This window comes from Spirosoma spitsbergense DSM 19989, assembly GCF_000374085.1.
In the GTDB taxonomy this organism is placed as follows: domain Bacteria; phylum Bacteroidota; class Bacteroidia; order Cytophagales; family Spirosomataceae; genus Spirosoma; species Spirosoma spitsbergense.
In genome coordinates, this window is the sequence record NZ_KB893562.1 from 23,619 (window position 1) to 47,636 (window position 24,018).

16 protein-coding genes are annotated in these 24,018 nt (G+C 49.8%); 4 read left to right on the forward strand and 12 right to left on the reverse strand.

The genetic code is table 11. The annotated features are described in order from the left end of the window. Positions 1 to 92: 92 nt before the first annotated feature. The 8 genes from B157_RS0121290 to B157_RS0121325 form a co-directional block, all read right to left on the reverse strand. Positions 93 to 1,301 (reverse strand): glycosyltransferase, encoded by a 1,209-nt coding sequence (locus B157_RS0121290; protein WP_020605333.1) that lies wholly within the window; start codon positions 1,299 to 1,301, stop codon positions 93 to 95. A 59-nt stretch (positions 1,302 to 1,360) separates the two neighbouring features. Continuing rightward, the gene (locus B157_RS0121295) at positions 1,361 to 2,218 is read right to left on the reverse strand and encodes a glycosyltransferase family 2 protein (RefSeq protein WP_020605334.1); all 858 of its coding nucleotides are present in this window, start codon (positions 2,216 to 2,218) and stop codon (positions 1,361 to 1,363) included. Positions 2,219 to 2,344: 126 nt separating this feature from the next. Beyond that, positions 2,345 to 3,496 carry a glycosyltransferase family 4 protein gene (locus B157_RS0121300; protein WP_020605335.1) on the reverse strand — a complete coding sequence of 384 codons (1,152 nt, stop codon included), beginning with the start codon at positions 3,494 to 3,496 and terminating at the stop codon, positions 2,345 to 2,347. Beyond that, the gene (locus tag B157_RS0121305; RefSeq protein ID WP_020605336.1) at positions 3,493 to 4,974 is read right to left on the reverse strand and encodes an O-antigen ligase family protein; all 1,482 of its coding nucleotides are present in this window, start codon (positions 4,972 to 4,974) and stop codon (positions 3,493 to 3,495) included. Before B157_RS0121305 ends, B157_RS0121300 begins: the two co-directional genes overlap by 4 nt. Positions 4,975 to 5,008: 34 nt before the next feature. Further along, positions 5,009 to 6,232, reverse strand: a complete 1,224-nt coding sequence (locus B157_RS0121310) for a glycosyltransferase family 2 protein (RefSeq protein WP_020605337.1) — start codon at positions 6,230 to 6,232, stop codon at positions 5,009 to 5,011. Between the two features lie 21 nt (positions 6,233 to 6,253). Then, entirely contained in the window at positions 6,254 to 7,195 is a 942-nt protein-coding gene (locus B157_RS0121315; protein WP_020605338.1) for a glycosyltransferase family 2 protein, read from the reverse strand. Next, positions 7,174 to 8,403 (reverse strand): sugar transferase, encoded by a 1,230-nt coding sequence (locus B157_RS0121320; RefSeq protein ID WP_020605339.1) that lies wholly within the window; start codon positions 8,401 to 8,403, stop codon positions 7,174 to 7,176. Before B157_RS0121320 ends, B157_RS0121315 begins: the two co-directional genes overlap by 22 nt. A 248-nt stretch (positions 8,404 to 8,651) precedes the next feature. Then, entirely contained in the window at positions 8,652 to 9,152 is a 501-nt protein-coding gene (locus B157_RS0121325) for a response regulator transcription factor (protein WP_020605340.1), read from the reverse strand. A gap of 413 nt (positions 9,153 to 9,565) precedes the next feature. Between B157_RS0121325 and B157_RS0121330 the strand changes: the two genes are divergently transcribed. Beyond that, positions 9,566 to 12,172 carry a hypothetical protein gene (locus B157_RS0121330; protein WP_041952231.1) on the forward strand — a complete coding sequence of 869 codons (2,607 nt, stop codon included), beginning with the start codon at positions 9,566 to 9,568 and terminating at the stop codon, positions 12,170 to 12,172. 74 nt (positions 12,173 to 12,246) lie between these two features. On the opposite strand, the gene B157_RS0121335 is transcribed toward B157_RS0121330, so the two are convergent. The 3 genes from B157_RS0121335 to B157_RS0121345 form a co-directional block, all read right to left on the reverse strand. Beyond that, entirely contained in the window at positions 12,247 to 13,428 is a 1,182-nt protein-coding gene (locus tag B157_RS0121335; protein WP_020605342.1) for an HU domain-containing protein, read from the reverse strand. 20 nt (positions 13,429 to 13,448) lie between these two features. Continuing rightward, entirely contained in the window at positions 13,449 to 15,119 is a 1,671-nt protein-coding gene (locus B157_RS0121340; RefSeq protein ID WP_020605343.1) for a TonB-dependent receptor, read from the reverse strand. Between the two features lie 91 nt (positions 15,120 to 15,210). Further along, on the reverse strand, positions 15,211 to 18,264 hold the full coding sequence (locus B157_RS0121345) for a tetratricopeptide repeat protein (protein WP_041952229.1): 3,054 nt from the start codon (positions 18,262 to 18,264) through the stop codon (positions 15,211 to 15,213). Between the two features lie 162 nt (positions 18,265 to 18,426). Here B157_RS0121345 and B157_RS0121350 point away from each other — a divergent pair, with 162 nt between their 5' ends. From B157_RS0121350 to treF, 3 genes are all read left to right on the forward strand, one after another. Then, positions 18,427 to 20,283: a M61 family metallopeptidase gene (locus tag B157_RS0121350; RefSeq protein WP_020605345.1), complete on the forward strand. Its 1,857-nt coding sequence runs from the start codon at positions 18,427 to 18,429 to the stop codon at positions 20,281 to 20,283. Between the two features lie 98 nt (positions 20,284 to 20,381). Continuing rightward, a complete protein-coding gene (locus B157_RS0121355; RefSeq protein ID WP_020605346.1) occupies positions 20,382 to 21,812 on the forward strand; it encodes a HAMP domain-containing sensor histidine kinase in 1,431 nt (476 codons plus the stop codon). An 88-nt stretch (positions 21,813 to 21,900) separates the two neighbouring features. Beyond that, positions 21,901 to 23,523: an alpha,alpha-trehalase TreF gene (treF, locus tag B157_RS0121360; protein ID WP_020605347.1), complete on the forward strand. Its 1,623-nt coding sequence runs from the start codon at positions 21,901 to 21,903 to the stop codon at positions 23,521 to 23,523. A gap of 14 nt (positions 23,524 to 23,537) precedes the next feature. Here treF and B157_RS0121365 read toward each other — a convergent pair whose 3' ends face one another. Continuing rightward, positions 23,538 to 24,002: a hypothetical protein gene (locus tag B157_RS0121365; RefSeq protein WP_020605348.1), complete on the reverse strand. Its 465-nt coding sequence runs from the start codon at positions 24,000 to 24,002 to the stop codon at positions 23,538 to 23,540. Positions 24,003 to 24,018 lie beyond the last annotated feature (16 nt).

Sequence of the window (24,018 nt, forward strand, 5' to 3'; positions counted from 1 at the left end):
ATTATTTTTTGCCCCGTATGGTCAGACGGCCGATGCCGTCTAAACAGCGTAGCGTCGGTAGAGGGCTATAATCCCGTGTTTCCGTTATTGATTCAGGATACAGGTTCGGAGATGTAGGCATTCGGTAACTTCTGGATAACCGCTTCGAACTCCTCCGCACGTTTTGCCCAAGAATTATTTTGGGCCATCGCCACCCGTTCCATCAATCGTTGGGGGCTATCATCGGCCAACGCATGGCGTAGTGCCTGCGCAAAGCTGGCGGGGGTGTCTGCCAGTTCAATAACGCCATCAAAATCATCCAGTATAGAGAAGGGAGTTGATACAACGGGCAGGCCCGCAGCCAGGTATTCGTTGATTTTCAGGGGATAAATAGTGTACGTGTGCTCATTGCAAACAAACGGAATCATAGCTGCCTTCATCTGAGCCAGTAGAGGAGGCAGGTTTGCTGGTTGAAGGGGCGGGGTGAAAATAACGTTTGGATACACCGATAATCGCTGCGTCAGGCTGGGTTCGTGAACCTCGCCAATAAACTGGAACGTCACATCAGGCATGGTTCGGGCGCAATACTCAACAATATCACTATCGATCCGATTATCGGCCGTACCCAGATACCCCACTATGGGTTTTACGGGAAGATGCTGTTGCGCCAGGTGAAAAGCCTGATTGAATAAAGCGAAATTGACCCCATTTTTAACGCAGTGGGCACTGGGCTGCAGGAGGGATTTAGACCGACGCAGGGTTTCGGAGGTTGTCACCACCGCATCGACGCGTTTCAGGTAGTCCGGCTCATAACGGCTGCCGTGCTTACTCATCCAGTTGATAATGGTTATCTCATCGAAGCAGTAGTAAATCGTGGCACATTCATTGAGCTGATCCAGCATGGGTAGCCCAAACACGGGGTTTAGCCCATTGATGACTAAGGGACGCTTCATGTCTAACTGACGCATCACCCGACGAAGGCCTCTAATTAGTCGGCTTATATTTTGCTGCACAAAGAAATCATGTAATCCGGGGGGCATCCAGTTTACGGGTAGCATCAGGGGCGGAGTCCAGACATGTACTTCGGAGCCGTTTGCAAACGTCTTTTTGGTGAGCGGGCTTTTTAAGCGGACCGTTTCCTGAACAGGAATCACCTGTTTACCCAGTACACCCATAACCCAGTCTTTGAGTGTATACTGGTAATCGATGTATAAAACCCGATGACGCACCGATAGTTCGGTCATCAGTTGCACAACAGCCTTCTGGAAGTCACCCTCCCAGGTAGTTTGTCCAAGACAGATTATACTATCAAACTGTTGCATTGTGCGCCTTAGGAAGTGGTGGTGTTGCTGAATAAATTAAGCTTTAGAAACCTGATTGGTTAGTTGATGGAGGCTTTTGTGTCGTGGGGTGGGTGTGATGTAAAGTTAGAAAATACCCGTTTAAGTTCTTTGTTGATCCGCACCCTTAATCCATGCCAGAGCGTGCCTTCCTGAAGAATTGTTCGGGGGGCGGTCCAGACGCGGGCCGAGTGGATTTTCATGGGTACTACCCGGCCGTATTGCATCATATCGAAACAGAGTCGCCCATCTTCACCCCGAATGTTTTTGGTTGTATACCCCACCTTCAACCCGGCTTCCCGCAAATAACCCATGCTCATACCGTAGGCATTAAGATAGGGTCGTTTAATGTATCGTAACTCGGCAATACCATTTTTCAGAGCTTCGTGCAGCGCGAACCGCCAACGGGGAATAGCGGGTGGGGCAATAAACGAATACTGCCCATACGCACAAACGACACCTGGTTGTTGCAATACGGCTATCATTTCGTTCAGCCAGTTTGGCGGATACAGGCAGTCGGCATCAGCCAGCAGAATATAGTGGCCGGTGGCCTGCTCCTGACCCAGTTGCCGGGCGGGTCCACAACCCTGAACAGGCTGAAAAAATCCCCTGATGTGCAGTTTGTCGATTGTCTCCTGCGTGCGATCCGTTGAGTTATTATTAACGGCTATGATATCGAACGGAATCGTTGTGTTCATGGCCGATAACGAACTGATCGTACGCAGTATGTTGATTTCTTCATTGAAGGCTACAATCACGATAGAAACCAGTGGTTTCTGACTGATACGCTGGTCGAGACGGGTGTTTATCTCATCGAATATCGACTGAGGCACCTGATCGATCGTCTCAAACGGATAGTCGTACTGAGAAATCCATTCGGGGTTTGAAAAGATATTCATGGCTAATCATTGCGTGCGCTTTTAGATAAGTCGGTGCAATAATTTAAAAATAAAAAAAAGTGTAATACCTTGAATGTGAATGCTTAAGGGGTGGAATGGTCGTTTTACTCTTTTGTGAGAATTGCCTCAGGAAACTAACTGTTTATTATTTTTAGAGAGGCAGGAAGTATATACGTCGAGTAATTGTCGGGCAGTTTCATGCCAAGAAAATAAAGCCGCCCGTTGCAGTCCTTTCTGGCGTAAAGTGTTCCGTAGGGAGGCATCCTGCATGAGCTGACCGATGCCACGCGCCATTGCTTCTGCCGAGGTTGGGTCAACCAAAAGGGCCGCATCGCCCGCCACTTCCGGCATGGATGAGGTTGTAGCCGTCACGACAGGCGTGCCGCAGGCCATCGCTTCCAGAATAGGGAGGCCAAAACTTTCGCGTAGGGAAGGGCAGAGAAATACCGTAGCTGCATTATATACCAGCGGTAATTCATAATTGGGTATATAACCGCACAGGGTGATGTGACTGGCCAGTGATTGACCACCAATGTCGGTTAACAGCGCATCGAGTGAGGCCGCAGGCAAATTGGAGATAACGACGGGCATCGTTAACTGCCCCTGTTGCTCCAGTAAGAGCAGTGCTTTCAATACACCCCGGACATTCTTTTTAGGATCGGTATTACCCAGAAAGAAAATGAAGGATTCGGGTAAGTTGTATCGGATCCGGGTAGCCGCCAGTTGCCGGGCATCATCAATGACACGAAATTGCTCGCTAACAGCATTCCAGATCGATACCACCTGTGTGGGGTCCAGATGGAGATGGTTGATGATGCGCTGTCGCTCAAAATCTGATACGGTGATGATCTTTTCGCAGTTCTTCACCATGCGGGGCACGTTCCAGCGTCGATACTGATTCCCGAATCGCTGATACCAGCTACCCGCCCGCAAGGGTTGATTTTCCAGAAAGATAATATCGTGGAGCGTAACCACCAGCGGAACGGAACAGCGCAGGGGCGCCGTATTGGCCGTGCAGTGCAACAGGTCGATGCCGTATTCTTTTACGGCTTTGGGCAGGGCGTACTGTTCCCAGATGGGATACGGCCCGCCCGGTAGTTCAACCAGGGTAATGTTCGGCGCATCGGGCAATCCGCTTCGGTCCGTATCCGGCTTTACAAAAATTACAAACTCGTGCTGGTCGTAGTCTGCCAGAGCCCTGATTGTTTCCAGGGCTACAATGTCCATCCCGTGCTTGTGAGGGCGCAGGAGCCGTTGTGCTTCGATGCCAATTCTCATAAAGCTACTTTTTTAGTGATGGTATGGGTTATTTTGGGTACTCTCGGTGTATCCCACCGGTCGCAGGTAGTAAACAGAAACGAGGTGATAAACAGGATGCTGCTGGTTGGAAACTGACCCAGAATCGGGTTCGTATAACTCACCACACAAATACCGGCAAATTCGGCCAGGAGTACGATCATGATGGTCGTTACCCAGGGGTCTTTCAGTTGCCAGATTTTGATGGTGCCAATGAGCATAATGCTAAATAGCATGAGTAAATAGAGTGTCAGGCCAACAATCCCGGTCTCAATCCAGATTTGAACGTACCAGCTATCGGTGGGAATCTGGGCGGCAAAATAGTTGGGTGAAAACCGTTGCCCGGCCCCCGATGATGTACCAATACCCGCGCCAAAAGGCTTGTCTTTCAGGAAGTTCTTGAGTTTTTGCTGATTCTCCAACCGGACAAGAAAGGAGGCATCATTTGTAGGGTGCAGGGCGGAGCGAATCCGCCAGATTTGATACACGGAATCGCCAATGTGCGTAAACATCAGGAAGCAGAATACGGGTATCCCTACCAGAAGTCCGCGCATAATATGCACCGGGCTACGCTTCAGGACAAAATAGGCCGGGAAACCTGCCAGAATCACGAACAAAGCTCCTCTCGTGCCTGAAATGGCAAATCCCCAGAAAAAAACGATAGCCAGCATTACGTAAAGAATGCGGTAAATCCACGACCTGGTCTCGAAGAGGAGGATAATACAGACCAGCGTTACACCAGCCATTTCAGAACCAAACTGACCGGCATCGGAATAAAAGGAGAAACTGCGTAATTGACCCCACAGAATATGCTGTTTTTCGGCTCCTTCGGCCAGCCACCGGAGTTCGGCTGGTTCCAGACCGATGTATTGTTGTTTAAAACCCCACAATGCCGCGAAGAAGGACCAGACAAGCCATTGGATGCAGAATACCCGAATGTCCGATTTTTTGATCGGGTTTACGGATACGATGATGGCGAGCAAAAACCAGCTTAATGAAAACGAACGGGCGTGGTAAAACCAGGCCGTGGGATAGGGGTGTTCTGGATTGAAGTATTCCAGAATGGTAAATGACAACCAAACGATGAGTATCCAGAAAGCAGGCCGGCGCAGCTGTCGCCAGTTCATCCGCCGGCCATTCAGAAACGTACTTAGTAGCGTAAGGACCAGAAGTCCGTCCAGCGCCGTACCCAGGGCTATGTCTCCTGACAAAAAACGGGAGAAACCGATCAGGAAACTGAAGTTTATGTAGAGCAACAAACCAATTCTGGGTTCCAGGAGTACGCCGATACCCGCTATCAGGGCCACCGGTACACCCACTGTAACAAGCGCACCAAACACGCCCCATGAGCCTATCAGCCAGCCTGCCAGCAGAGCCAGCAGTATACCCAATACGGTGAACAAGCCGCGATTGTATCGCCAGTGATCGGGTAAAGAAAGTGTATATGTTTGGTTAAGCATATCCTTTTATCAAGTCAAGGGTATGGCTGGTTTCTTACGCAGCCCGTCTGGATTTTTCCCACACGCTAGATAAATTACCAGTACAATACTTTGAGAATCCCGCTAACACGCACCAGTTCATAAAAACAAAATAGAACGGTACAAACGTCAGCTTAAAGCGTGTTTGCCTGTTTTCCAGCACGTAGCCCAACCCTGCAATCATATAGAATACAAGCTGGGCTACCAGCAAGCTAGTCCAGAAGTCTTGCGTCAGTACCTGATTGTCAGCGCGCTGTGGCTGCGTAATCATAACAATATTCAGTAAAAACAGCAGGGGCAGGCAGAATGGTGTAACGGCCCAGCGCAGCACCCGGTGAGAAACGTACTGGAAACTCAGCCAGCCATACCGGAATGGATTGAGCAGGTGTGCCAGTCGCTGAATCGACTGAAAACCACCCGTAGCAATCCTGACCTTCCGTTTCATTTCTTCCCGTACTGATTCTGATGGGCGTTCCAGTGCGTATGCGTCGGGTGCGTAGTCGACGCGGTATCCCCGGCTGGCGATGCGCAGAGAAATAACGAAATCGTCGAGTAGTGTATCGGCCTCCACGGGTTCGTACAGGCTGGTACGAATGGCAAATAACTCACCGGCAGCTCCTACAATGGTATGAAGCTGGGCATCCAGTTTTTTCAGGAATGATTCATAGCGCCAGTAAAGCCCTTCGCCACTGCCCGCTGCCGCTTCCTGACCCTCCATCTGAATGCGCTTTTCGCCCGTTACGGCGCCAACCTGAACGGGCAAAAAGCGACTGACAAGCCGGCTAACGGCTTCGGGGTTGAGCTGCGTATTGGCATCGGTAAAAATGGTGATTGGTGTTTTTACCTGATTCATCGCGTTGTTCATCGCGGCAATTTTGCCAAGCCGTCGGGTGCCGGAAATCAGGGTTAAATTGGGCAGACGCTGCTGTTGCTGTTCCAGGTAATCGGCTGAACCATCCGTTGATCCCTCTATCACAAAAAGTAGCTGCAACTGGTGAGCCGGATAATCCTGCGCCAGACAGTTTTGTAATTTGGCGGGTAAATAGTCTCGTTCGTTGTAGGCGGGTATAACCATAGTCACATCAGGATAGTACTCTGACCGGACCACGGGTGGTTCGTCACTCTTCCGTAATACTTTCACCAACACCCAGGCCAGGATTCCATAGCCCAGATAGGTGTAGACTATCAGGAAGGCTATTAAAAAAAACAGCAGCCCGGTAAGAGAGTAGAAAAAAGTCATGGAGAGTACGATTTTTATTGCTTAAGTGGCTGATAAGCTGGTGGTTGTTAAATTCCAGAAAGCTCCCTGAACGAAGGCTTTTGCATGGTTTATCTTTCCCGTGACAAGAAACAGAAGGAGATGTTTGGGAAACACAAAGACACCGAAAAACAGATAAAAGATTATACGCTGGTAGGAAGAGCTGTGTCGGCGCATGAAAAGTATGCGGTTGCGGGTCAGGTAGTAGGTGCGGAGCGGACTATTCTGCCCGACCGATGCCGACTCTTTGTGCAGGATGGTGGCAGCAGGCTGGTAGTAAATTAGAAAACCAGCATCCCGAATCCGCTGCGACCAGTCGAGCTCTTCGTAATAAAGAAAAAAGCGTTCGGCAAACCGGCCAACCCGCTCCACCACTTTCCGGCTAACCATCATGGCACAGCCATGCGCGAAATAAGTAGTGTGCGGCTCATCGAACTGACCATCGTCGGCCTGGTTATAGCCAATAGCCGTAGCCTGTCCTGTGTATAAATTAATTGGATTATACCCCGCGTACTGTACTAACCGGGGCATCTCGAAAAATCTGATTTTAGGGCAGGTGACCCCAATCTGTTCATTCTCCCGGAATGGTTTTAGTAGTTCGTCGATTAGCGCTGGAGAAAGCTCCGTGTCATTATTGACGATGAAAAAATAATCACCCTTCGCTTCCTGAATGCCCAGGTTATTACCCCCGGTGAAGCCCAGGTTGACTTCGCTACGGATTAAACGTACATGGGGATATTGATGGAGAGCAATGCTGGTGCTTAATGGTTGAGCAGAGGCATTGTCGACAATAATTATTTCGTAATTCGGATACGTTAAGGTAGTAGCCGAATCCAGAAATTGACGGGTTAACTCAGCTTGATTGTAATTAATCGTGATAATTGACACGAGTACCGACTCGTCTGCTGGGTACCCTGGGTCATTTATACGTTCTCTTTTTGCCATAAACTGAAAAATGTTTTCCAGATGATTTGAATATCAGTGTTAAAAGAGAAATTATTGGTGTAGTCAATATCGAGTAGTGTCCGTTCCCGATCCGACATCATACCCTGGCCTTTCGCCCGCTTTTTTATCTGCCATAAACCCGTTAGGCCAGCCGGTCCGCAAAAGCGTTGGGCGAACTCGTTGGAGGTAAGTTTTTCTGCTTCGTAAAGGGGGAGCGGCCGATTGCCAACCAGCGACATATCGCCAACCAGGATATTTACTAGCTGAGGTAATTCGTCAATGCTGCTATTGCGTAAAAAGGTACCCAGCCGCGTAACCCGGGGGTCGTTACGAAACTTCATGAATTTAGCCGACTTCTCGGCTCCGCTCAGATAAGCCTTCTCGCAAATCGATTTGTTATGATCAATGAGTATCTGCTGGCATGTTATACCCAGTTCACTACAGGCAGGACATAAATCCGTTCCAATGTCCGCTGATTCGTGGGTAGTTTCTGCGTATAGGTTGTGGGCAGATAATTGATTGATTAACTGGTCGGCATCCACTTCCATGGTGCGGAATTTATACATATTGAACACATGGAAGTTAGCCCCTGCCCGTTTGGATTTGTAGATGACCGGACCTTTGGAATCAATACGTATTAGTAAGGCTACCAGTAGCATTATTGGCGACAGGAGTACCAATATCAACAACGAAACGAAAATGTCGATTGACCGTTTCCACCGGGGTGTACTATACTGGTATTCATAAACGGGTGGTTGCTGTTCAACGGGTTGAAACGTTTGAACCTGATTGCATAGGCTCAGATAATAATCTATTTTGGTTTGAATTGAATAATTTTCCTCGTTAATGACCAGCATATCTGTTACGCCGGCAGCGAGGGTTTTACGAACCAGGTGATTTTCGCCAAAACGACAGGTAACAAGTACCGGAACCAGTTGATAATCTGCTTTTCTACGTACGTTGGCTACCATAGTGGGGCCCGTAGTTTTATCAAGTATAATTAAATTGACCTGCTGCTTATCTGTCAGCCACTTATCTGAATCTGCTTCATTTCTGAACCGTACTACGGAGCAGTTTTTTCCGGCAATGGTAGCAATCCGGTTCGCTAGTATATCATCATCCATTACCAGTAAAATGCAGAACGCTGGAATAGCCTGCTCTGGAATAAACGTTGTTTCTGGATTAATTGATTGTTGTCGTATTGACATGGTCTTGTGGTTAACAAGCAATAAATTTTCTAGTACGTGACAGAAGAACTATTCACTCTGGAGAAATTTTTACGGAATGTTAAATTACTTCCAGCAATCTCTTTTAGAAATTGCCTGAGTATAAATATTATTATAAGATGATATTTTGATGTTAAAGAGGGTAATTATCGTTGGCACGAATTTTGCGTAATCAATTGCGAAAATGACGGATCGTGTTTGTACAATCAGTAAAGTCAATTGACCGGAAATTACGCGCTTTGTGACAGCGAATAGTTGCCGAAAAGCATAGACAGGATTCGGACCTTTTGTTGCCAGAAGGGTTTCGATTGTGTGTCTATCTGAATCGGCTGGCCTGACGCTGCGTCTGGAGCCTCTGAACGACGAAGAAGTGCGTGAAGCTTCGCTTTTACCTCAAGCGGGTTGAATGGCTTGGAAAGGAAATCATCCGCACCTTGTTCCAGACACTGAATACGCGTGCCACTATCGGGCACATTGGAGAGAATAACGATAGGGGTCTGAGCGGCTACTCTGCTCATCCGAACAAGTTTGATTAGCTCAAGACCATTGAAGAAAGACAGGTTTAGTTCGGTCAGTACACAGTCGAACCGGTTACCCTGAATTAATAGTCTGGCAGCTTCCTGACCCGTGTTTGCTACGGTAATGGTGAAATCCTTTCTGAGTGTTTGAACCAGGATTTCAACCACGTAAGGATTTTCATCTACTATGAGTAGGTGGTGTTTCGTGTTCATTTTGGTTAAAATTATTTATGGGTTAGATTCAAAGTTTTAGACTAGCCAATAATTCATTGGTTACCTGTCTTTAGTAAAAAAAACATATCCTTTGTAACCTGTTTAAGGTGACAGAGGGGATGTTTTAAGAATTTATTCAGTAGAACTTACTTTAAGGAAAATAATGTAATAAATTGACAGTAAGCTAATTGTGAACTATCGTAGTCGCTTTGATAAAGATACTTATGTGTGTGCTTTATTTGAATAATGGTGAATCTAAATAAAATCCAAAATTGATTAAGCGGTAGGTATTCTAATACGTATTTAACCTGTGCCAACATTGCTCAAGTGAATTGGTGCCTATCAAAGGCGCACAGCCCCTTTATTCGGTTTGGTACAAAGCCGTATCTTTGAGCTATGTATCCGTTGATTTTATGAGCCAACCAACTCTTTTCAAAACCCTTCGCCCTCATCTGATAGCCGTACTGTGCTTATTTGTGCTGGCTATTATCTATTTCCAGCCTGTATTGTCGGGTAAAGCACTATCCATGCACGATGTGCAGGAATCAACCGCATCGGCCCGGGAAATCCGCGAATTTGCTCAGCAAACGGGCGAGAAGCCGTTATGGACCGATGCCGTCTTTAGTGGAATGCCCGGGTATATGATTGACTTTCCGTATCCTTATATTCTAGTCTATAAGGGCGTTATGGGCGTTATCAATCTGTTGCCCAATACGGCCAGTATCCTGTTCATCGTCATGCTGAGTATGTACGTCCTGATGGTCGTGCTGGGCTGTAACGCCTGGCTGTCGGCTTTGGGAGCCGCTGCGTATGGGTTGGGTACATTCGGTATCGTTAGCCTCGAAGCCGGGCACGTCTCCAAACTTTTCGCGCTGGGATATGGTGCCGGTATACTGGCGGGCGTCATTCTGGCTTTGCGGGGGCGTTACTGGGTTGGTGCTGCACTGGTGGGCCTTTTTGGCAGCATGGAACTGGGTGCCAACCATATTCAGATTACGTACTATCTGTTTATGACCATTGGGCTGTACGTGCTCATTGAGGGTATCGCTTTATTCAGAGCGGGTAAACGTCGTCAGTTAATGATAGGACTGGCCGTTCTGGCGGTGGCGGGTGCGCTGGGGGCTGGTAGTTTTGCCAAACGCCTGCTGGTACTCAATCAATACACCAAAGAAACCATCCGGGGTAAATCCGAGCTGACAGCCAGAACGACCAATCCGGACGGCAAAAACCCCGGTAGTGAATCGAAAGGCGGGTTGGATAAAGAGTATGCCTTTAGCTATAGTTACGGTATCGGCGAGACGCTGACGTTGCTTATACCCAATGCCTATGGTGGAGCATCTTCCGGAGGTGGATTAACGACGGACTCCGAATTCTATAAAGCCATGACGACCCGGGGAGTGGACCCGGCTGCCGCCAAACAAATGGCCGAATTGGGTGCGCCTACCTACTGGGGTGACCAGCCCATTGTGGGTGGACCAGCCTACGCTGGTGCAGCCCTGCTTTTTCTGTTTGTACTGAGTATGTTCGTTCTTCGTGGCTCGGTCCGGTGGTGGCTGCTGAGTGCCACGGTGCTGATGATTATGCTGGCCTGGGGTAAAAACCTGCTCTTTTTTAACGAGTTCCTGTTCGACAATCTACCCTATCTGAATAAGTTCCGGGCCATGACGATGGCTCTCTGTCTGGCCCAGCTGTTTATGGCCGCTGGTGCCGCACTGGGTATTCAGACAATCGTTAACGAGAAACCAACCTTTGCCCAGCTACGGCAACCATTGCTTGTTAGCCTGGGACTAACGGCGGGTCTGGCTCTTCTACTGGCTTTGCTGGGAGGTTCATTCTTTAGTTTCCAGTCGCCAAACGATCAGGCCATTTTATCCCGTTATTTTGGTGAAGCAGCCAGCCAGTTCGAAACGGCGCTCATCAGCGACCGGCTGAGTCTGTTTCGGTCTGATGCGTTCCGGTCGGTGATTCTGATAGTGCTGGTTGCCGGGGCAGTGTGGTTGTTCATCACGAATAAAATTAAGGCAGGCGTATTGTATCCGCTGGTGCTGGCCATTGTTATTTTTGATTTATTCGCAGTCGACAAGCGTTTTCTGAACGCGGCTGATTTTGTCCCCAAAGCGCAGGCCAGTGTTCCTTTTGAACCAACACCCGCCGATGAGCAGATTATGCAGGATAAATCCCCCGGCTATCGGGTGTTCGACCAGACGGTGGATTTTATGAGTAGTAACCGGACCTCCTATTTTCACCGATCCATTGGGGGGTATAATGCGGCCAAACTACGACGGTATCAGGAATTGATTACCTACGCGTTTCAGTCCAATACGCTGCCCATCCTGAATATGCTGAATGCTAAGTATGTGATTCAGCCCGGGCAGCCCAATCCTGCCGATCCCCAACAGGCACCGGCCGGCCCGATGGTTATTCCCAACCCTGAGGTGCTGGGTGCGGCCTGGTTTGTGGGAACGGTTCAGCAGGTAGCCAATGCTGATGAAGAGATAGCGGTTATGAAAACACTGAACCCGCGTGATTCGGCCGTGGTCGACAAGCGATTTGCTCCTGAACTGGGCAATCTGCCTGCTACGATGGACCATACAGGCAGTACCATTCAACTGAAGGACTATCGCCCCGATAAACTGATGTACGAAGTAAATGCCGTTCGGGATGGGCTTGTCGTTTTCTCCGAAATCTACTACCGAGGCCACGAAGACTGGCAGGCGTTTCTGGACGGTAAACCCGTTCCGCACCTGCGGGCCAACTATGTGCTGCGGGCCATGCGTATTCCGGCGGGTAAACACACGATTGAGTTTCGGTTTGACCCTCCGCTAAACCGCCTGGGCGATACTATCGATCTAATCTGCAATGTGCTGCTGATTGCGCTGATTGGTTTCGTTATTTTTCACGAAGGGCGTAACCGCCGTTCGGTACCGGTGAGCGACCCGGAACCGGTTGTGCCGGTAGCAAGCACACCACCACTTGCGCCGAAGCCTGCTCAGAAGCCAGTGAAATCGAAAACCCGTTAGGTTTTAATATCCTTACAAAGCAAAACCACTGCCCTAGGGCAGTGGTTTTGCTTTGTAAGGATGCCGGTAAAGAATTAATTATCCAGAATCCAGGGTTCTGCGCCGGTCAGCACTCTGATAGCACTCACTTTTTCTATCAGTTCTTCGCGGTTAGCGGAGCCTACGGCGGCTACTTTGTACATTTCTTTCTGACCACGTCCGGGCAGGATAACGAAAGCATCGGTATAGCCAGCCTTTTGCAGCTGGTTGGTTAGACTCAAGGCATTGCGCTTGCTCAAAAAGACACCAGCAATAACCGTAAAATGCGGACCCGTATAAGCAGGTTCTACCACGGGTGCAACGTGTCGTCTCCGAAATTTAGCTTTGGCTACTCTGGATGCTGCCTTTTTTACGGCTACCGGAGCTGCCACCGGCTCTGCTATAACTTCTTCCGGTTTAGGAGGAGCAGGCTCAACGGCTACCGGTTCTACTGGTGTTTCGGGGGTAGCTATCGGGGTTTCACCAATAGGCTGCGGAGTGGCTTCCTGAATGGCCTCAGGTTTTGGCGGCTCGTTGCTATCCGTTGAAGCGAAGAAAGAGGAAACGGGAATACGTAATAGATTGGCCGGGTCAAGGCTGCTCTGAAACGGTTGACCCGGCTTGATAACCGAGAAATAACTTACGGCTCCCAACGATCCGATTAAAAGCGCAGCAGCTGCCACGCGCCAGTACGTCCGGGCAGGACGGTAGGGAGTAAACACCGTGTCGTTTTCCCGAACGAGTACCGGGCCAATACCCAGGGCGGGTGAGGGTACTACCGGTACTGCCTCAAGAACTGTTTCAGCCATCACCTCCTTATTGACCAACTGAGCGGGTATCGCACTCATACCGTACGATTCACCAAAGAAGTTTTGCCGAAGACCGGGGCTGAACTGCAACCGGTTTTCTTCGTTCTGGGTAAATGTCCCAATGCCTTCCAGCTCAAATCGGCCAGCCGTTTCTACCTGCTTCCGCAAGTCTGACACGAACGAACTGATAAGCCGTTGTGCCCCCTCTCGGGTTACCGGCTCGTGGAGCATAATGTAGTTGGCCAGAATGCCATCATCGAAACGCAGAGCCTCATTGAATGCCACCCGTTTACGGGGGGGCAGGTATAAACCGCTGGTTTCCGTATAGACTGCTGATTGGTAGTGAGTGAGGAAAGCGCCCAACTCAGGTACAACAATGCAGTCGTACTGATACAGCAGTTTTTTGAGGTAGTTGTTTAAGGAGGCCATAAGATGTGTATGAACAAGAATCAGAATGAATAACTAATTCCTCCCAGAAAGTTAAGCCCCTGGGTTTGATAATACAAATAACGCTGGTAATTCTGACCGAAGATGTTATTCAGCGACACGAAAGCGGCTATCTGAGAACCCAGGAAATAGTCAATTTTCAGGTTTGCGTCATAAATCGGTTTTAGGGTGTAAGCTGTGCCTGTGGTGAAATTCTTATTCTGGATGCCCTCGTAAAAATACAAATCGGCGGTAACGAATAATTTTTTGTTCAGGATGTAGGAGTTCGTCCAGGTAGCGGCTGTTCGGGGGCGGCCCCAGGCTGCTTCGAGCCGGTCAAGGCCGTAGTTGAAAAAGTCTGCTTTCAGCGTTGAGCGAAACTTGTCTTTCTGCGCGTACGCCAGTTGCCCCGATATGGTCAGTACGTTGGAGATGCCGCCATCGTACAAAACGAAGAATTTGGTTGTGTCTGGAATTGAGTTGTTGAACGTCGAGAAATTCCGGTAGCGGGCGTAGGACGCTTTGCCTTCGTACGAAAAACCACCCCCCAGGTTTCCCTTGGAACCAGCGTAAATATCCAGCGATTTGATGGTGTTGGCCAGTACGACCTGTGAGGCCAGCCACTTGTTTTCGGCCAGTAACGAACGCAGCGTGTTCCGGTTGATATCGCCATCGACACCGGCAAAAATGTGAATGTTATCGAGCGGAGCCACATCAATATCTACTACCGGGAAGGCGCGGGTATCGTTGATTCCCTGCCGCTGATCGGTTTGGTTGACGGCATTGATTCCCGCCGTAATGGTGAACAGGGGCGATACATATTTGAACGTTGGCTTTACCCGAAACAGGTTCCGGTTATCGACAATGGACCCGTCGGACCGTTGGGTAACGTAGGCATCGGCGGCTACCAGTGCGAATACGTTGTCGGAAATGCCGAGCGAGGCATTCAGGTTGGTACCCCAGTCAGTTTCGGACGCATTAAACCGGTCTTTGAGGGAGGTCAGGCCCGTTTTTAACGAATAGTCGATCGCATTTTCCGACTTCACGTTTTCAATGCCCAGCTTGAAATTGACGGTATTGAGCTGCTGTTTAATCAGGTCAGGATTAAAGGAAGGCTGTGCTGCGTACTCGCGGCTGTATCCATAAAAATTATACGCGTTCCGGTCGTAACCCAGGTCAGCCTGTAGTTTAAACGCATCGGCCAGGTACTTGCCCGTCACCCGAACACGGGTATCGCTTTGGGACGAATTCTTGCCATCAACCGGACCAATGGCCGACGACAGGTGGCGTACGGAACCTTCCAGTGCCAGGTTCGACAGGGTGTTGATACCCACAAATGCTTCTCCCAGAAAGGAACTGTAATTTCCGGCACCCAGCTTTATGTAGTTGTTATACGCAGGCGTATTATCGGCCTGCGTGGTAGCAGGCGCCAGCACGCCCGGCGTAATTTTGGGGTCGCCAATGGTGAGTTTACGGTCTTCAAACTCGTAGGTAAGCTTCCGTTGCTCGGCGGAGGGCTTTAGGGAGGGAATTTTATTGAAAATCCGATTGGCTGGCGGCAGCTCAATCTTACGGCTCTTTTCAACCGTGATTTCCTGGTTATCTATTTCTCCAACTTTAGCGGGCTTCGGCTGTTGGGCAACAACCGCTGTGGTCGCGAAAAGGAGGGTCAGTAGGCTAAGGGGGTATTGCATGATAAATAATGTAGAATGGATAATGGATAATGTAAAATGAGCAATGTTGATATGCGTTTAGCATCCGGCATTATCCATTTTACATTGTACATTAATTTTTTGCTTCCAGCGTGGCCAGTTTCTGTTTAGCTTCGGCTACAATGGTTTCGTCGGATGAGTTTTCGATGATTGAGTTCAGCACTGCTTTAGCCTGGGTTGGTTCTTCCAAAGCCACGTTGTTGTCAGATACCAGAATGAACGCTTTGCCTTTCCAGTACTCATATTCGCCAAACTGCTCATTGAATTTCAGCATAGCGGCTATGGACTCCTTATACTTTTTCTCTTTGTACAAAATCTCACCGAGCCGGTACTGCGCTTCGGCTCCGTTGATGTCTTTGGCCAGCGCAATTGTTTTCTCGAAATCAGCCTGGGCCGTTTTGTAATCACCTTTATTCAGGGCTACCTTTCCGAGCGTTAACTGCGCCCGATTCTGCGCACCCAGTACCACGCTGCCAGCCGAAATGATATCGCGGGCAACGGCGGCTGCGGAGTCTGGTTTCGGATAGACGAAATACGTGTCCATCAGGCCGAGTTGTGCCGTTACCTGCTCAGCTTTATTATCGGCCTGCCTGATAATTAACTGGTAATTCCGAACGGCACGGGGAAAGTTTTTCTGGCTCGTTTCCAGTTCGGCGGCCCGCGTAGCAGCCCGAACCAGGTACTCGGATTTATTGTCTGCTACAACCATATTATAATAGCGAAGCGCGTTGGCTACGTCGCTGGTTTGCCGGTAGGACTCTGCCAGATAGTAACGGGCTGCGTTCATGCTGGGGCTGTTCGGATACTCCTGCATGAATGTCAGCAATGACTGAATGGCCTGGTCGAACTTGCCTGTAGCGTAAATGTTCCGGGCATTCTCGAACTGCACCCGCTCCACCTCCGTACTGCCCGGATTGCTCTTTTTGTACTGACCCAGCACCTGCGAAAACTCTTCCGGCCGGCCTGCATCGTTCAGGGTGTTCTGAATGCCCAGCAGCGCACTCTGTGCCTGTTCTGACTCGCCGTAGTTGTCCAGAATCCGCTTGTAATCGGCTACTGCCGGGTCGTATTGCTGAAGGTTGCCATAGGCAATAGCCCGTCTCAGCAGGGCGGCTGGCAGGCGGGTGCTGTTCGGCTTGTCCTGAATCAATTTTGTATATTCCTGAATGGCAACCTGATACGCTCCTTTTTCGAAGTCCACGTTTGCCTTCTGCAACAGGGCTTCATCCACAAAACGTGAATTCGGGAATTGCCGCTGCACTTGGTCGAACTGGGCTTTCGCTTCGGCATCCCGACCTACGTAACTCAGAATGACCGCTTTCTGGTAGGCGGCATAATCTTTGTCCGCTGCATTCTGGGCAATGGCCTGGTCGTAGTACCGAATGGCATTCTCGTACTGCTTGTTGGCAAAATAGACATCGGCCAGCCGGAGAGTGGCATCCTGTGCCTGTTCTTTATCACTGCCCCCCTTGCTCACGAAGTCGCGGAAGTAGGGAAGCGCGCGGGTGTAATCTTTCTTGTTGAAATAAGCGTATCCCAGAGCATACAAACTTCGGGTGGCATAGTCACCCGAACCCGCTTTGGCCACGCTGGCATAGAGCGGAATGGCCGTATCGTACTGTTTACCCGCCGAGTAGGATTCTGCTTTCCAGAACTGGGCGGCCTGCTGCAGCTCATTATCAACCGGAAATTTCAGCGATTTATCCAGATTGGCGACTGCCTGCTGATACCGTTCGGCGTTGAAATCATTCACGCCCTGGTTATAGGTCAGTCGCTGGTAGGTGGCGTTGATTTTAGGGGTCCGGCGTTTCAGTCCTTCGATGTAGGCGATGGCGGCCGGGTAGTTGTTCGATGCAAAATAGGCTTCACTGACCAGTTCATTGGCTTCGTTCTCAAATTTACTATTGGGGTATTGTTTCAGAAAAGCCGTTAACTCTTTAACCGCATCAGTCCCGTTATTCTGGTCCAGTTGTAATTTGGCGTGGTTGAAACGCGCTTCTTCCTGAATATCCCGGTTAAACGACAGCCGACCAGCCTGGTCGAACGCGTTCATGGCATAGGCCGGGTTCTGGGTTTGCAGGTAGCTGACACCCAGCGTGTAGGATGCGTACTGGGCTGTGGTATCTTTCCCGCCCGCTACGGGCCGGAGTTGGGTAATAGCATCGGCATACGCCCCGGTCCGAAACAGCGACTGCCCGTATCGAAACTTGATGGCACCGGGTGCTTTGGCCCCTGCCGCGCTGATATACTGCCGGTAATACGGGATGGCCTGGGCAAACTGATTCTGCTGATAATAGACTTCGGCAGTGTACAGGGCTACTTCGCTCATGGCCGAACTACTGTTGCGTTTGAGGAGCGGTACTGTATACGCCAGCAACTCATCGTACTTCCGCTGGCGGTACAGCGCCTGTGCAATCCAGTTTGGCACCTGGTTCTGATAGGTCGGGTTGTTTTCGATTCGCCGGAAATCGGCCACAGCGTCGGTAAAGTTCTGGTTACGGAAATTGATGACCCCGGCATAATACGAGGCCGCCGGTGCATCGGTCGAGTTGGGGTCGAGTTTTACGTCGTTCAGCAGGGGTAAAGCCCGTTGCAGATTCTGGGTATTATAATAGGAAAGGGCAAGCTGATATTTATAGGCGATCTGCTGACTGGCACTACCACCCTGCGCCACGGCTTTTTCCAGAAAATCAATGGCTTTGGCGTAATCCTGCCGATTGTAGTAATACGTACCCAAATCGCCGTATAACTGGGCGGCTTTGGGGTGTTGACTATGGTTCGTAACGAACCGGTCTACCAGCAGTTCAGCACCGGGTTCGTCGATGTACAGGCTGGTCAGGGCAATGTAATATTCGGCCTCAACGGCATTCTGGTCACCCGTATTGAGTAGTGTTTGTGAGCCATCGCTCCGGCGGGGTTCCAGGTACTGCCGGAACTCGTACCGGGAAGCTGCATAATTTGCTTTCTCGAACAGTTCAAGCCCGTTTCGGTAGTGATAGTCGGGCTCGGCATAGCTCTGGGTTCGCTGGGCAGATGCCGACAGGGTTGCCAGAAGGCTAATCGTCAAAAAGAGTAGATTCCGGGTCCTTGGTATTAGTAGCCTCTGGTGGGCAGTTAAATAGGGCATAAAGTAGTTTTGGGTTTTTGGTGCCTGGTTTACGGTTTATAAACCCTTTCGTAAACTGCCGCCTGAAACTTCCTTCTGAAACGTTTGCGTTGTAGTTTCGCTGTTAAATTGACAAATATCAGGTCAATTCTGGACAAAAAACGAAGGTATTCCTGTTTCCGTATGAAAAAAAACACCCGCCTGCTGTATTTACTTACTATCTGGACTTTTTTTATTTCCTGTTCGACAATGGCTTCCGCTCTGGGGGTCGATGATGAAAATCTCCCGGCTGTTTCGCCAACTGTAACGTATGTGCTCTCCATGCCTGAGCCACAAACGCATTATTTTGAGGTCGAGATGCAGTTGAAAAATGTGGCTGCTGCCACCAATTCGAAGAAAAACGGATACATCGATATTAAAATGCCGGTCTGGACACCCGGTTCATACCTGATTCGGGAATACGCCAAAAACGTGGAGGGATTTACGGCCTCTGCCGGAGGGAAAGCCGTCGTGAGTGATAAAGTCAGTAAGAATACCTGGCGCGTGTATACGGGCGACGATAACCTGACCGTTCGTTACCGGGTGTATGCCAATGACCTCACCGTACGGACCTGTTTTGTGGACGCCGACCACGGCTACGTAACACCCGCCGGTACGTTTATGTACCACGATGCGCTAAAAAATATTCCGCTGCGGGTGGTGGTGCAACCCTACAAAACCTGGAAAAATATAGCCACGGGGCTACCCCCCGTTGCCGGTCAGGATTTTACCTACGAGGCACCCAATCTGGATATACTAATCGATTCGCCCCTGGAGATTGGTAACCACAAAACATTTACGTTCACGGCTGCGGGCGTTCCGCATACAGTGGCCATGTTTGGCGATGTGGAGTATGACGAAGAACGCCTGAAAGCCGATTATAAGCGGATATGCGAAACGGCCTTTTCGGTAGTGGGTGAGCACCCCTGCAAAGACTATACCTTCATTGTACAGCATATTCCGCCGGGCGGGGGTGGCCTGGAGCACCTCAACTCGACCACGCTCGAAACGAACCGGAATGCCTATTCGACGGAAACAAACTACAAGCGGTTTTTTGGTCTGGTAGCCCACGAATATTTCCACCTCTGGAATGTGAAGCGCATCCGGCCCATTGCGCTGGGGCCGTTCGATTACGAGAACGAGAACTACACGCACATGCTGTGGCTATCGGAAGGGTGCACGTCGTTTTACGGGGAATACATTCAAATGAGGGCGGGCTTTTATTCGCCGACGGATTACCTCGGCTTAGTGGCCAACGATATTACGGGTATCGAAAATCAGCCGGGCGTTCGGGTGCAGTCGGTGGCAGAGTCGAGCTGGGATGCGTGGATTAAGGGCTATCGGCCCAATGAAAACTCATCGAATAGCACCATTTCGTACTATAGTAAAGGAAGCGTACTGGGTTTGCTGCTGAATCTGGCCATCCTGGCCGGTAGCAATGGGGAACGAAATATGGACAATTTGATGCGCTTCCTGTATACTGAGTATTACAAAAAGCAGCAGCGTGGCTTTACCGATGCCGAATTCAGGCAGGCAGCTGAGCAAACTGCCGGTCGTAAACTGGATGACTTCTTTACCATTGCTGTCAACTCCGCCGAACCTATAAACTACAATGCGTACTTCGAGCCGGTAGGCATGCAACTGGTCAACGTAGCGGCCCGGACGCAGGACGGTTTCCTGGGTACGGCTACGGTTTACTCCAACGGGAAAGCCACCATTACGGGGGTTCGGCGTGGTTCGGCAGCGTATACGGGTGGCCTGAATGTAGGCGACGAAATCATATCGGTGGATAGTGTTCGGGTGACAGATGACCTGCTCAAACTCATCAGTGGCCGACGGGTAGGCGAAACAATAAACGTCCTTGTAAACCGGGCGGGGTTTCTGCGCGAAATTCCCGTTACGCTCACGCAAAATCCGTTGGTGAGTTATAGACTGGAGCCATTGCCGAATCAAACACCCGCGCAAAAGGCGTTGTATAACAGGTGGTTGTACATTAAATAAGGTGAAGGGTAGCCGGATGGTTGCGTACCAGTTCGTGTCGGGGTAGCCAAAAAAAGGGATAGAGTAGTATTCGATATCAACCAATAGTCCACCATGCTATGAACATTCGCACGCGTCTGGCCCTCCTGTTTGTATTGCTGGTGGCATCAATCATGCTGCTTTTCTGCGTATCGGTTTATTACCAGTATGGTCAGTTTCGGGAGCAGGAATTTCGCCAGCGGCTTGAAGATAAAGCACGAACAACGGTCCGCCTGCGCGATGATATGGGTGATGTGCCCCGAAGGGATCTGCAGTCAATGTCGATGGTTGACCAGCAGGTAACTATTTACGATAGCCTGGGAAAAATCCTTTACAAGCAGAATAATCAGCAGGCCAGTTTTCCGATATCTGCCAGTTTTCTGGCAAAAATATCGGAAAAATCCTCGCCTTATCTTCGGATTGGTGATACCGAAGCGGTGGGTGTTCAATACGTGAACTCACACAAGAACAAGAAGACGATACTGGTTGTTGCCTCGGCGAATGACCAATACGGCTTTAGCAAGTTAGACCGTCTGCGGGAGATTCTGCTTTTTGGCTGGTTCCTGAGCCTTTTCATTGTTGGAGTCGCTGGTTATCTGTTTGCCAGTGATGCGCTCAGGCCCATTGCCGAATTGAGTATGCAGGTAAATGCTATTTCGGCTACTAATATTCACCAGCGTTTGCGGATAGGTCGTCAGCGCGACGAACTGGCTGATTTGAGCCAAACGTTCAATAACCTGCTGAACCGGCTCGAAAAAGCGTTCGTGCTGCAAAAAAGCTTTGTCTCGCACGCGTCGCACGAGTTGCGTACGCCCCTAACCGTTATGATGGGGCAGATTGAAGTTACCCGGTTGCAGCCGCGAACGGGTGAAGACTACGAACTGGCTTTTGACGGACTGCTCGATGAGGTAAAGAACATGATTCGGCTTGTGAACGGGTTGCTGGAGCTGGCCCAGGCTAATTCTGACGCAGTAGTACTGAATTTGCAGCCCGTACGAATTGACGAACTATTGTGGCAGGCGCAGAGCCATATACTCCATGCTAAACCCGCCTATCAAATAACCATCGACTTCGCGAATCTGCCCAGTCAGGAAGAAGAACTGGTTATTGTGGGAGAAGCATCCCTGTTGCAGACCGCTTTCCAGAACCTGATGGAGAATGGGTGTAAGTATTCCATCGATGGGCGTATGTCGGTGCAGCTATTGTTTGAACGGGGCCAGATACAACTGACGTTCAATGATCTCGGTTATGGAATTCCTGCCGATGACTTACCCCATATTTTTGAGCCTTTTTACCGATCTGAGTCCACCATGACAATCAATGGGCATGGCATTGGCCTGGCATTAACCAAACGCATTATCGAACTGCATCAGGGAGATATTAAAGTAGAGTCGGAAGTGGGTCAGGGAACTACCTTCCGGATTACGCTGCCTATTCCTTACCATTCATTACCACAGTCGGGCGAGAAAGATGCGTTTATGGAAAATCTCAATACGCCTGCTAGCTTCTGAGAAATTTGCCCTGAGAAAGTGCTGGAAATTAGTACCCGATACGGATTTAATGTAGCTTAATACCCCATTCTACTCGTTGTGTATACACATGATACAGGTAAAAAATCGATTTCTATTTGCGCCACTGCTCGTCTTATGTTTTGCTGTGACCAATGCCCAGCAGCCCGTTACGCCTACCATTATCGCCGGTGTCGATAGGGGGAAGTGGGCCGGCCCCGACATTTTGTTCGGAAAGCTGTTTGCTGATGTACAGCTGAAGGCGGTATTTCCGGACTCAAAAACCTTTGCCGACTGCACTCCGAAGTTTCCGGCGGCTGTTATTCTGGCCAAATACGATAAAGCCCGATTGCAGGCGGGGTTCGATCTCAAGTCATTCGTACTGGATAATTTCACCCTGCCCATCAAACCCGCATCGGGCTACACCAGTAAGGCCAGCCAAACTGCCCAGCAGCACATTATGGATCTATGGCCCGTGCTTACCCGTCCTGCCCAAAAAGCGGGTAACCCGATTGGTTCGCTGATTCCGTTGCCTAATCCATACGTGGTACCCGGTGGGCGGTTTGGTGAGATTTATTACTGGGATAGCTACTTTACCATGCTGGGTTTGCAGGTGTCGGGGCAGGGGAGCAAGATCAGGAACATGGTCAATAATTTTGCGTACCTGATCAAAACCTTCGGCTTTATCCCGAACGGAAACCGGACGTATTTTCTGGGCCGGTCGCAGCCACCGTTTTTCTCCCTGATGGTCAACCTCCTGCGTGAGGTAGAGGGCCGTCAGACTCTGCTGACCTATCTGCCCCAGTTGCAGCAGGAGTATGATTTCTGGATGGATGGCAAGACCAGGGTAACAACTCAGAGCCCCGCTTACCGGCGGCTGGTACGCCTGCCCGACGGCGTTTTTCTAAACCGTTATTACGATGACCGGGATACGCCCCGCCCCGAATCGTATAAAGAAGATGTAGGGCTGGCCCGGCAAACAGGAACCGCTAAACCCGAAACAGACCGGATACTCTATCGCCACTTGCGGGCCGGGGCCGAATCGGGCTGGGATTATAGTAGCCGCTGGTTTCGCGATGGAAAAACGCTCCGTACCATTCACACGACCGATTTTATACCCGTCGATCTGAATGCATTGCTGGTCAATCTGGAGCAAACGCTGGCCGAAGGCTATCGCCTGAAAGGAAACCAGAAACAGGCACAGATGTACTTGCGGTTAGCACAGCAACGGCGTAATGCGCTACTGAAATACTGCTGGGATGGGAAACGTCAATTCTTCTTCGACTACGACTTTGTGGCTAGAAAACAATCGGCGGTGTATTCACTGGCGGCTGTTTATCCGCTTTTTTTCAACGTTGCGTCGGCATCGCAGGCCCAGGCGGTGGCGCGGGTCATACAACGCGACTTCCTGAAACCCGGCGGTTTAACGACTACGCTGGTACGCACGGGCGAGCAATGGGATGCGCCTAATGGCTGGGCACCGTTGCAGTGGATGAGTATTCGGGGACTACGCAACTATAAGCTAACGAAACTGGCCGATCAGATAAAAGCAGCCTGGGTGGCCGAGAATCTGCGCGTTTACAAGGCTTCGGGCAAAATGGTCGAGAAGTACGACGTCGTTAGTACCAAAGCGGCTAAAGGGGGGGAATATCCCACACAGGATGGCTTTGGCTGGACAAACGGAGTACTTTTGCGGTTACTGAAGGAAAAGTAACCGCAGGCAGACTTTTACAGGTAAATTCTGTACTGCTCAAATACGGCTGCTTTATACTGGGCTAGCCTCATATCAAAATCTTTTGATGTCGACCCCCTTTTTCTGATCGCTTTACTGGGCTTTATGATGGCCAATACACCACCATAGAAAGACTGTAATGCGTTGTGGTACTGTAATTTTGTGACGGGGGAGTAGTAGTCACTTTTGTGCGTTGTATTGCCGTCCAGCACTTTTTTGTAAAGCGCAAATAACCCATTGGCGGCATCTTCCTGAAATAGCTCCCATAAGGTTGCACCAGGGCGCCATAACTGTAAAGCCGGTAATTCCCTTTTAGCACACGGGTTGAACAGTTTGAGCTCAAAATCAATAATTTCTCCTTCCTTATTTTTAATGGGGAAGGAAAGCATGACACTATAAGACAGATCGTTTATAAACTTTCTAAACTGGTCTGTTGATGGATTTAGGGAGAGTAGTATCATTTTATGGTTAGTATAA

What these genes read in the sequence shown, in the direction of transcription:
- B157_RS0121365 (WP_020605348.1), bottom strand. Translation starts at nt 24,002, where the DNA reads ATGATACTACTCTCCCTAAATCCATCAACAGACCAGTTTAGAAAGTTT.
- B157_RS0121340 (WP_020605343.1), bottom strand. Translation starts at nt 15,119, where the DNA reads ATGCAATACCCCCTTAGCCTACTGACCCTCCTTTTCGCGACCACAGCG.
- B157_RS0121320 (WP_020605339.1), bottom strand. Translation starts at nt 8,403, where the DNA reads ATGTCAATACGACAACAATCAATTAATCCAGAAACAACGTTTATTCCA.
- B157_RS0121305 (WP_020605336.1), bottom strand. Translation starts at nt 4,974, where the DNA reads ATGCTTAACCAAACATATACACTTTCTTTACCCGATCACTGGCGATAC.
- B157_RS0121290 (WP_020605333.1), bottom strand. Translation starts at nt 1,301, where the DNA reads ATGCAACAGTTTGATAGTATAATCTGTCTTGGACAAACTACCTGGGAG.
- treF (WP_020605347.1), top strand. Translation starts at nt 21,901, where the DNA reads ATGATACAGGTAAAAAATCGATTTCTATTTGCGCCACTGCTCGTCTTA.
- B157_RS0121310 (WP_020605337.1), bottom strand. Translation starts at nt 6,232, where the DNA reads ATGACTTTTTTCTACTCTCTTACCGGGCTGCTGTTTTTTTTAATAGCC.
- B157_RS0121330 (WP_041952231.1), top strand. Translation starts at nt 9,566, where the DNA reads ATGAGCCAACCAACTCTTTTCAAAACCCTTCGCCCTCATCTGATAGCC.
- B157_RS0121300 (WP_020605335.1), bottom strand. Translation starts at nt 3,496, where the DNA reads ATGAGAATTGGCATCGAAGCACAACGGCTCCTGCGCCCTCACAAGCAC.
- B157_RS0121315 (WP_020605338.1), bottom strand. Translation starts at nt 7,195, where the DNA reads ATGGCAAAAAGAGAACGTATAAATGACCCAGGGTACCCAGCAGACGAG.
- B157_RS0121350 (WP_020605345.1), top strand. Translation starts at nt 18,427, where the DNA reads ATGAAAAAAAACACCCGCCTGCTGTATTTACTTACTATCTGGACTTTT.
- B157_RS0121345 (WP_041952229.1), bottom strand. Translation starts at nt 18,264, where the DNA reads ATGCCCTATTTAACTGCCCACCAGAGGCTACTAATACCAAGGACCCGG.
- B157_RS0121325 (WP_020605340.1), bottom strand. Translation starts at nt 9,152, where the DNA reads ATGAACACGAAACACCACCTACTCATAGTAGATGAAAATCCTTACGTG.
- B157_RS0121295 (WP_020605334.1), bottom strand. Translation starts at nt 2,218, where the DNA reads ATGAATATCTTTTCAAACCCCGAATGGATTTCTCAGTACGACTATCCG.
- B157_RS0121335 (WP_020605342.1), bottom strand. Translation starts at nt 13,428, where the DNA reads ATGGCCTCCTTAAACAACTACCTCAAAAAACTGCTGTATCAGTACGAC.
- B157_RS0121355 (WP_020605346.1), top strand. Translation starts at nt 20,382, where the DNA reads ATGAACATTCGCACGCGTCTGGCCCTCCTGTTTGTATTGCTGGTGGCA.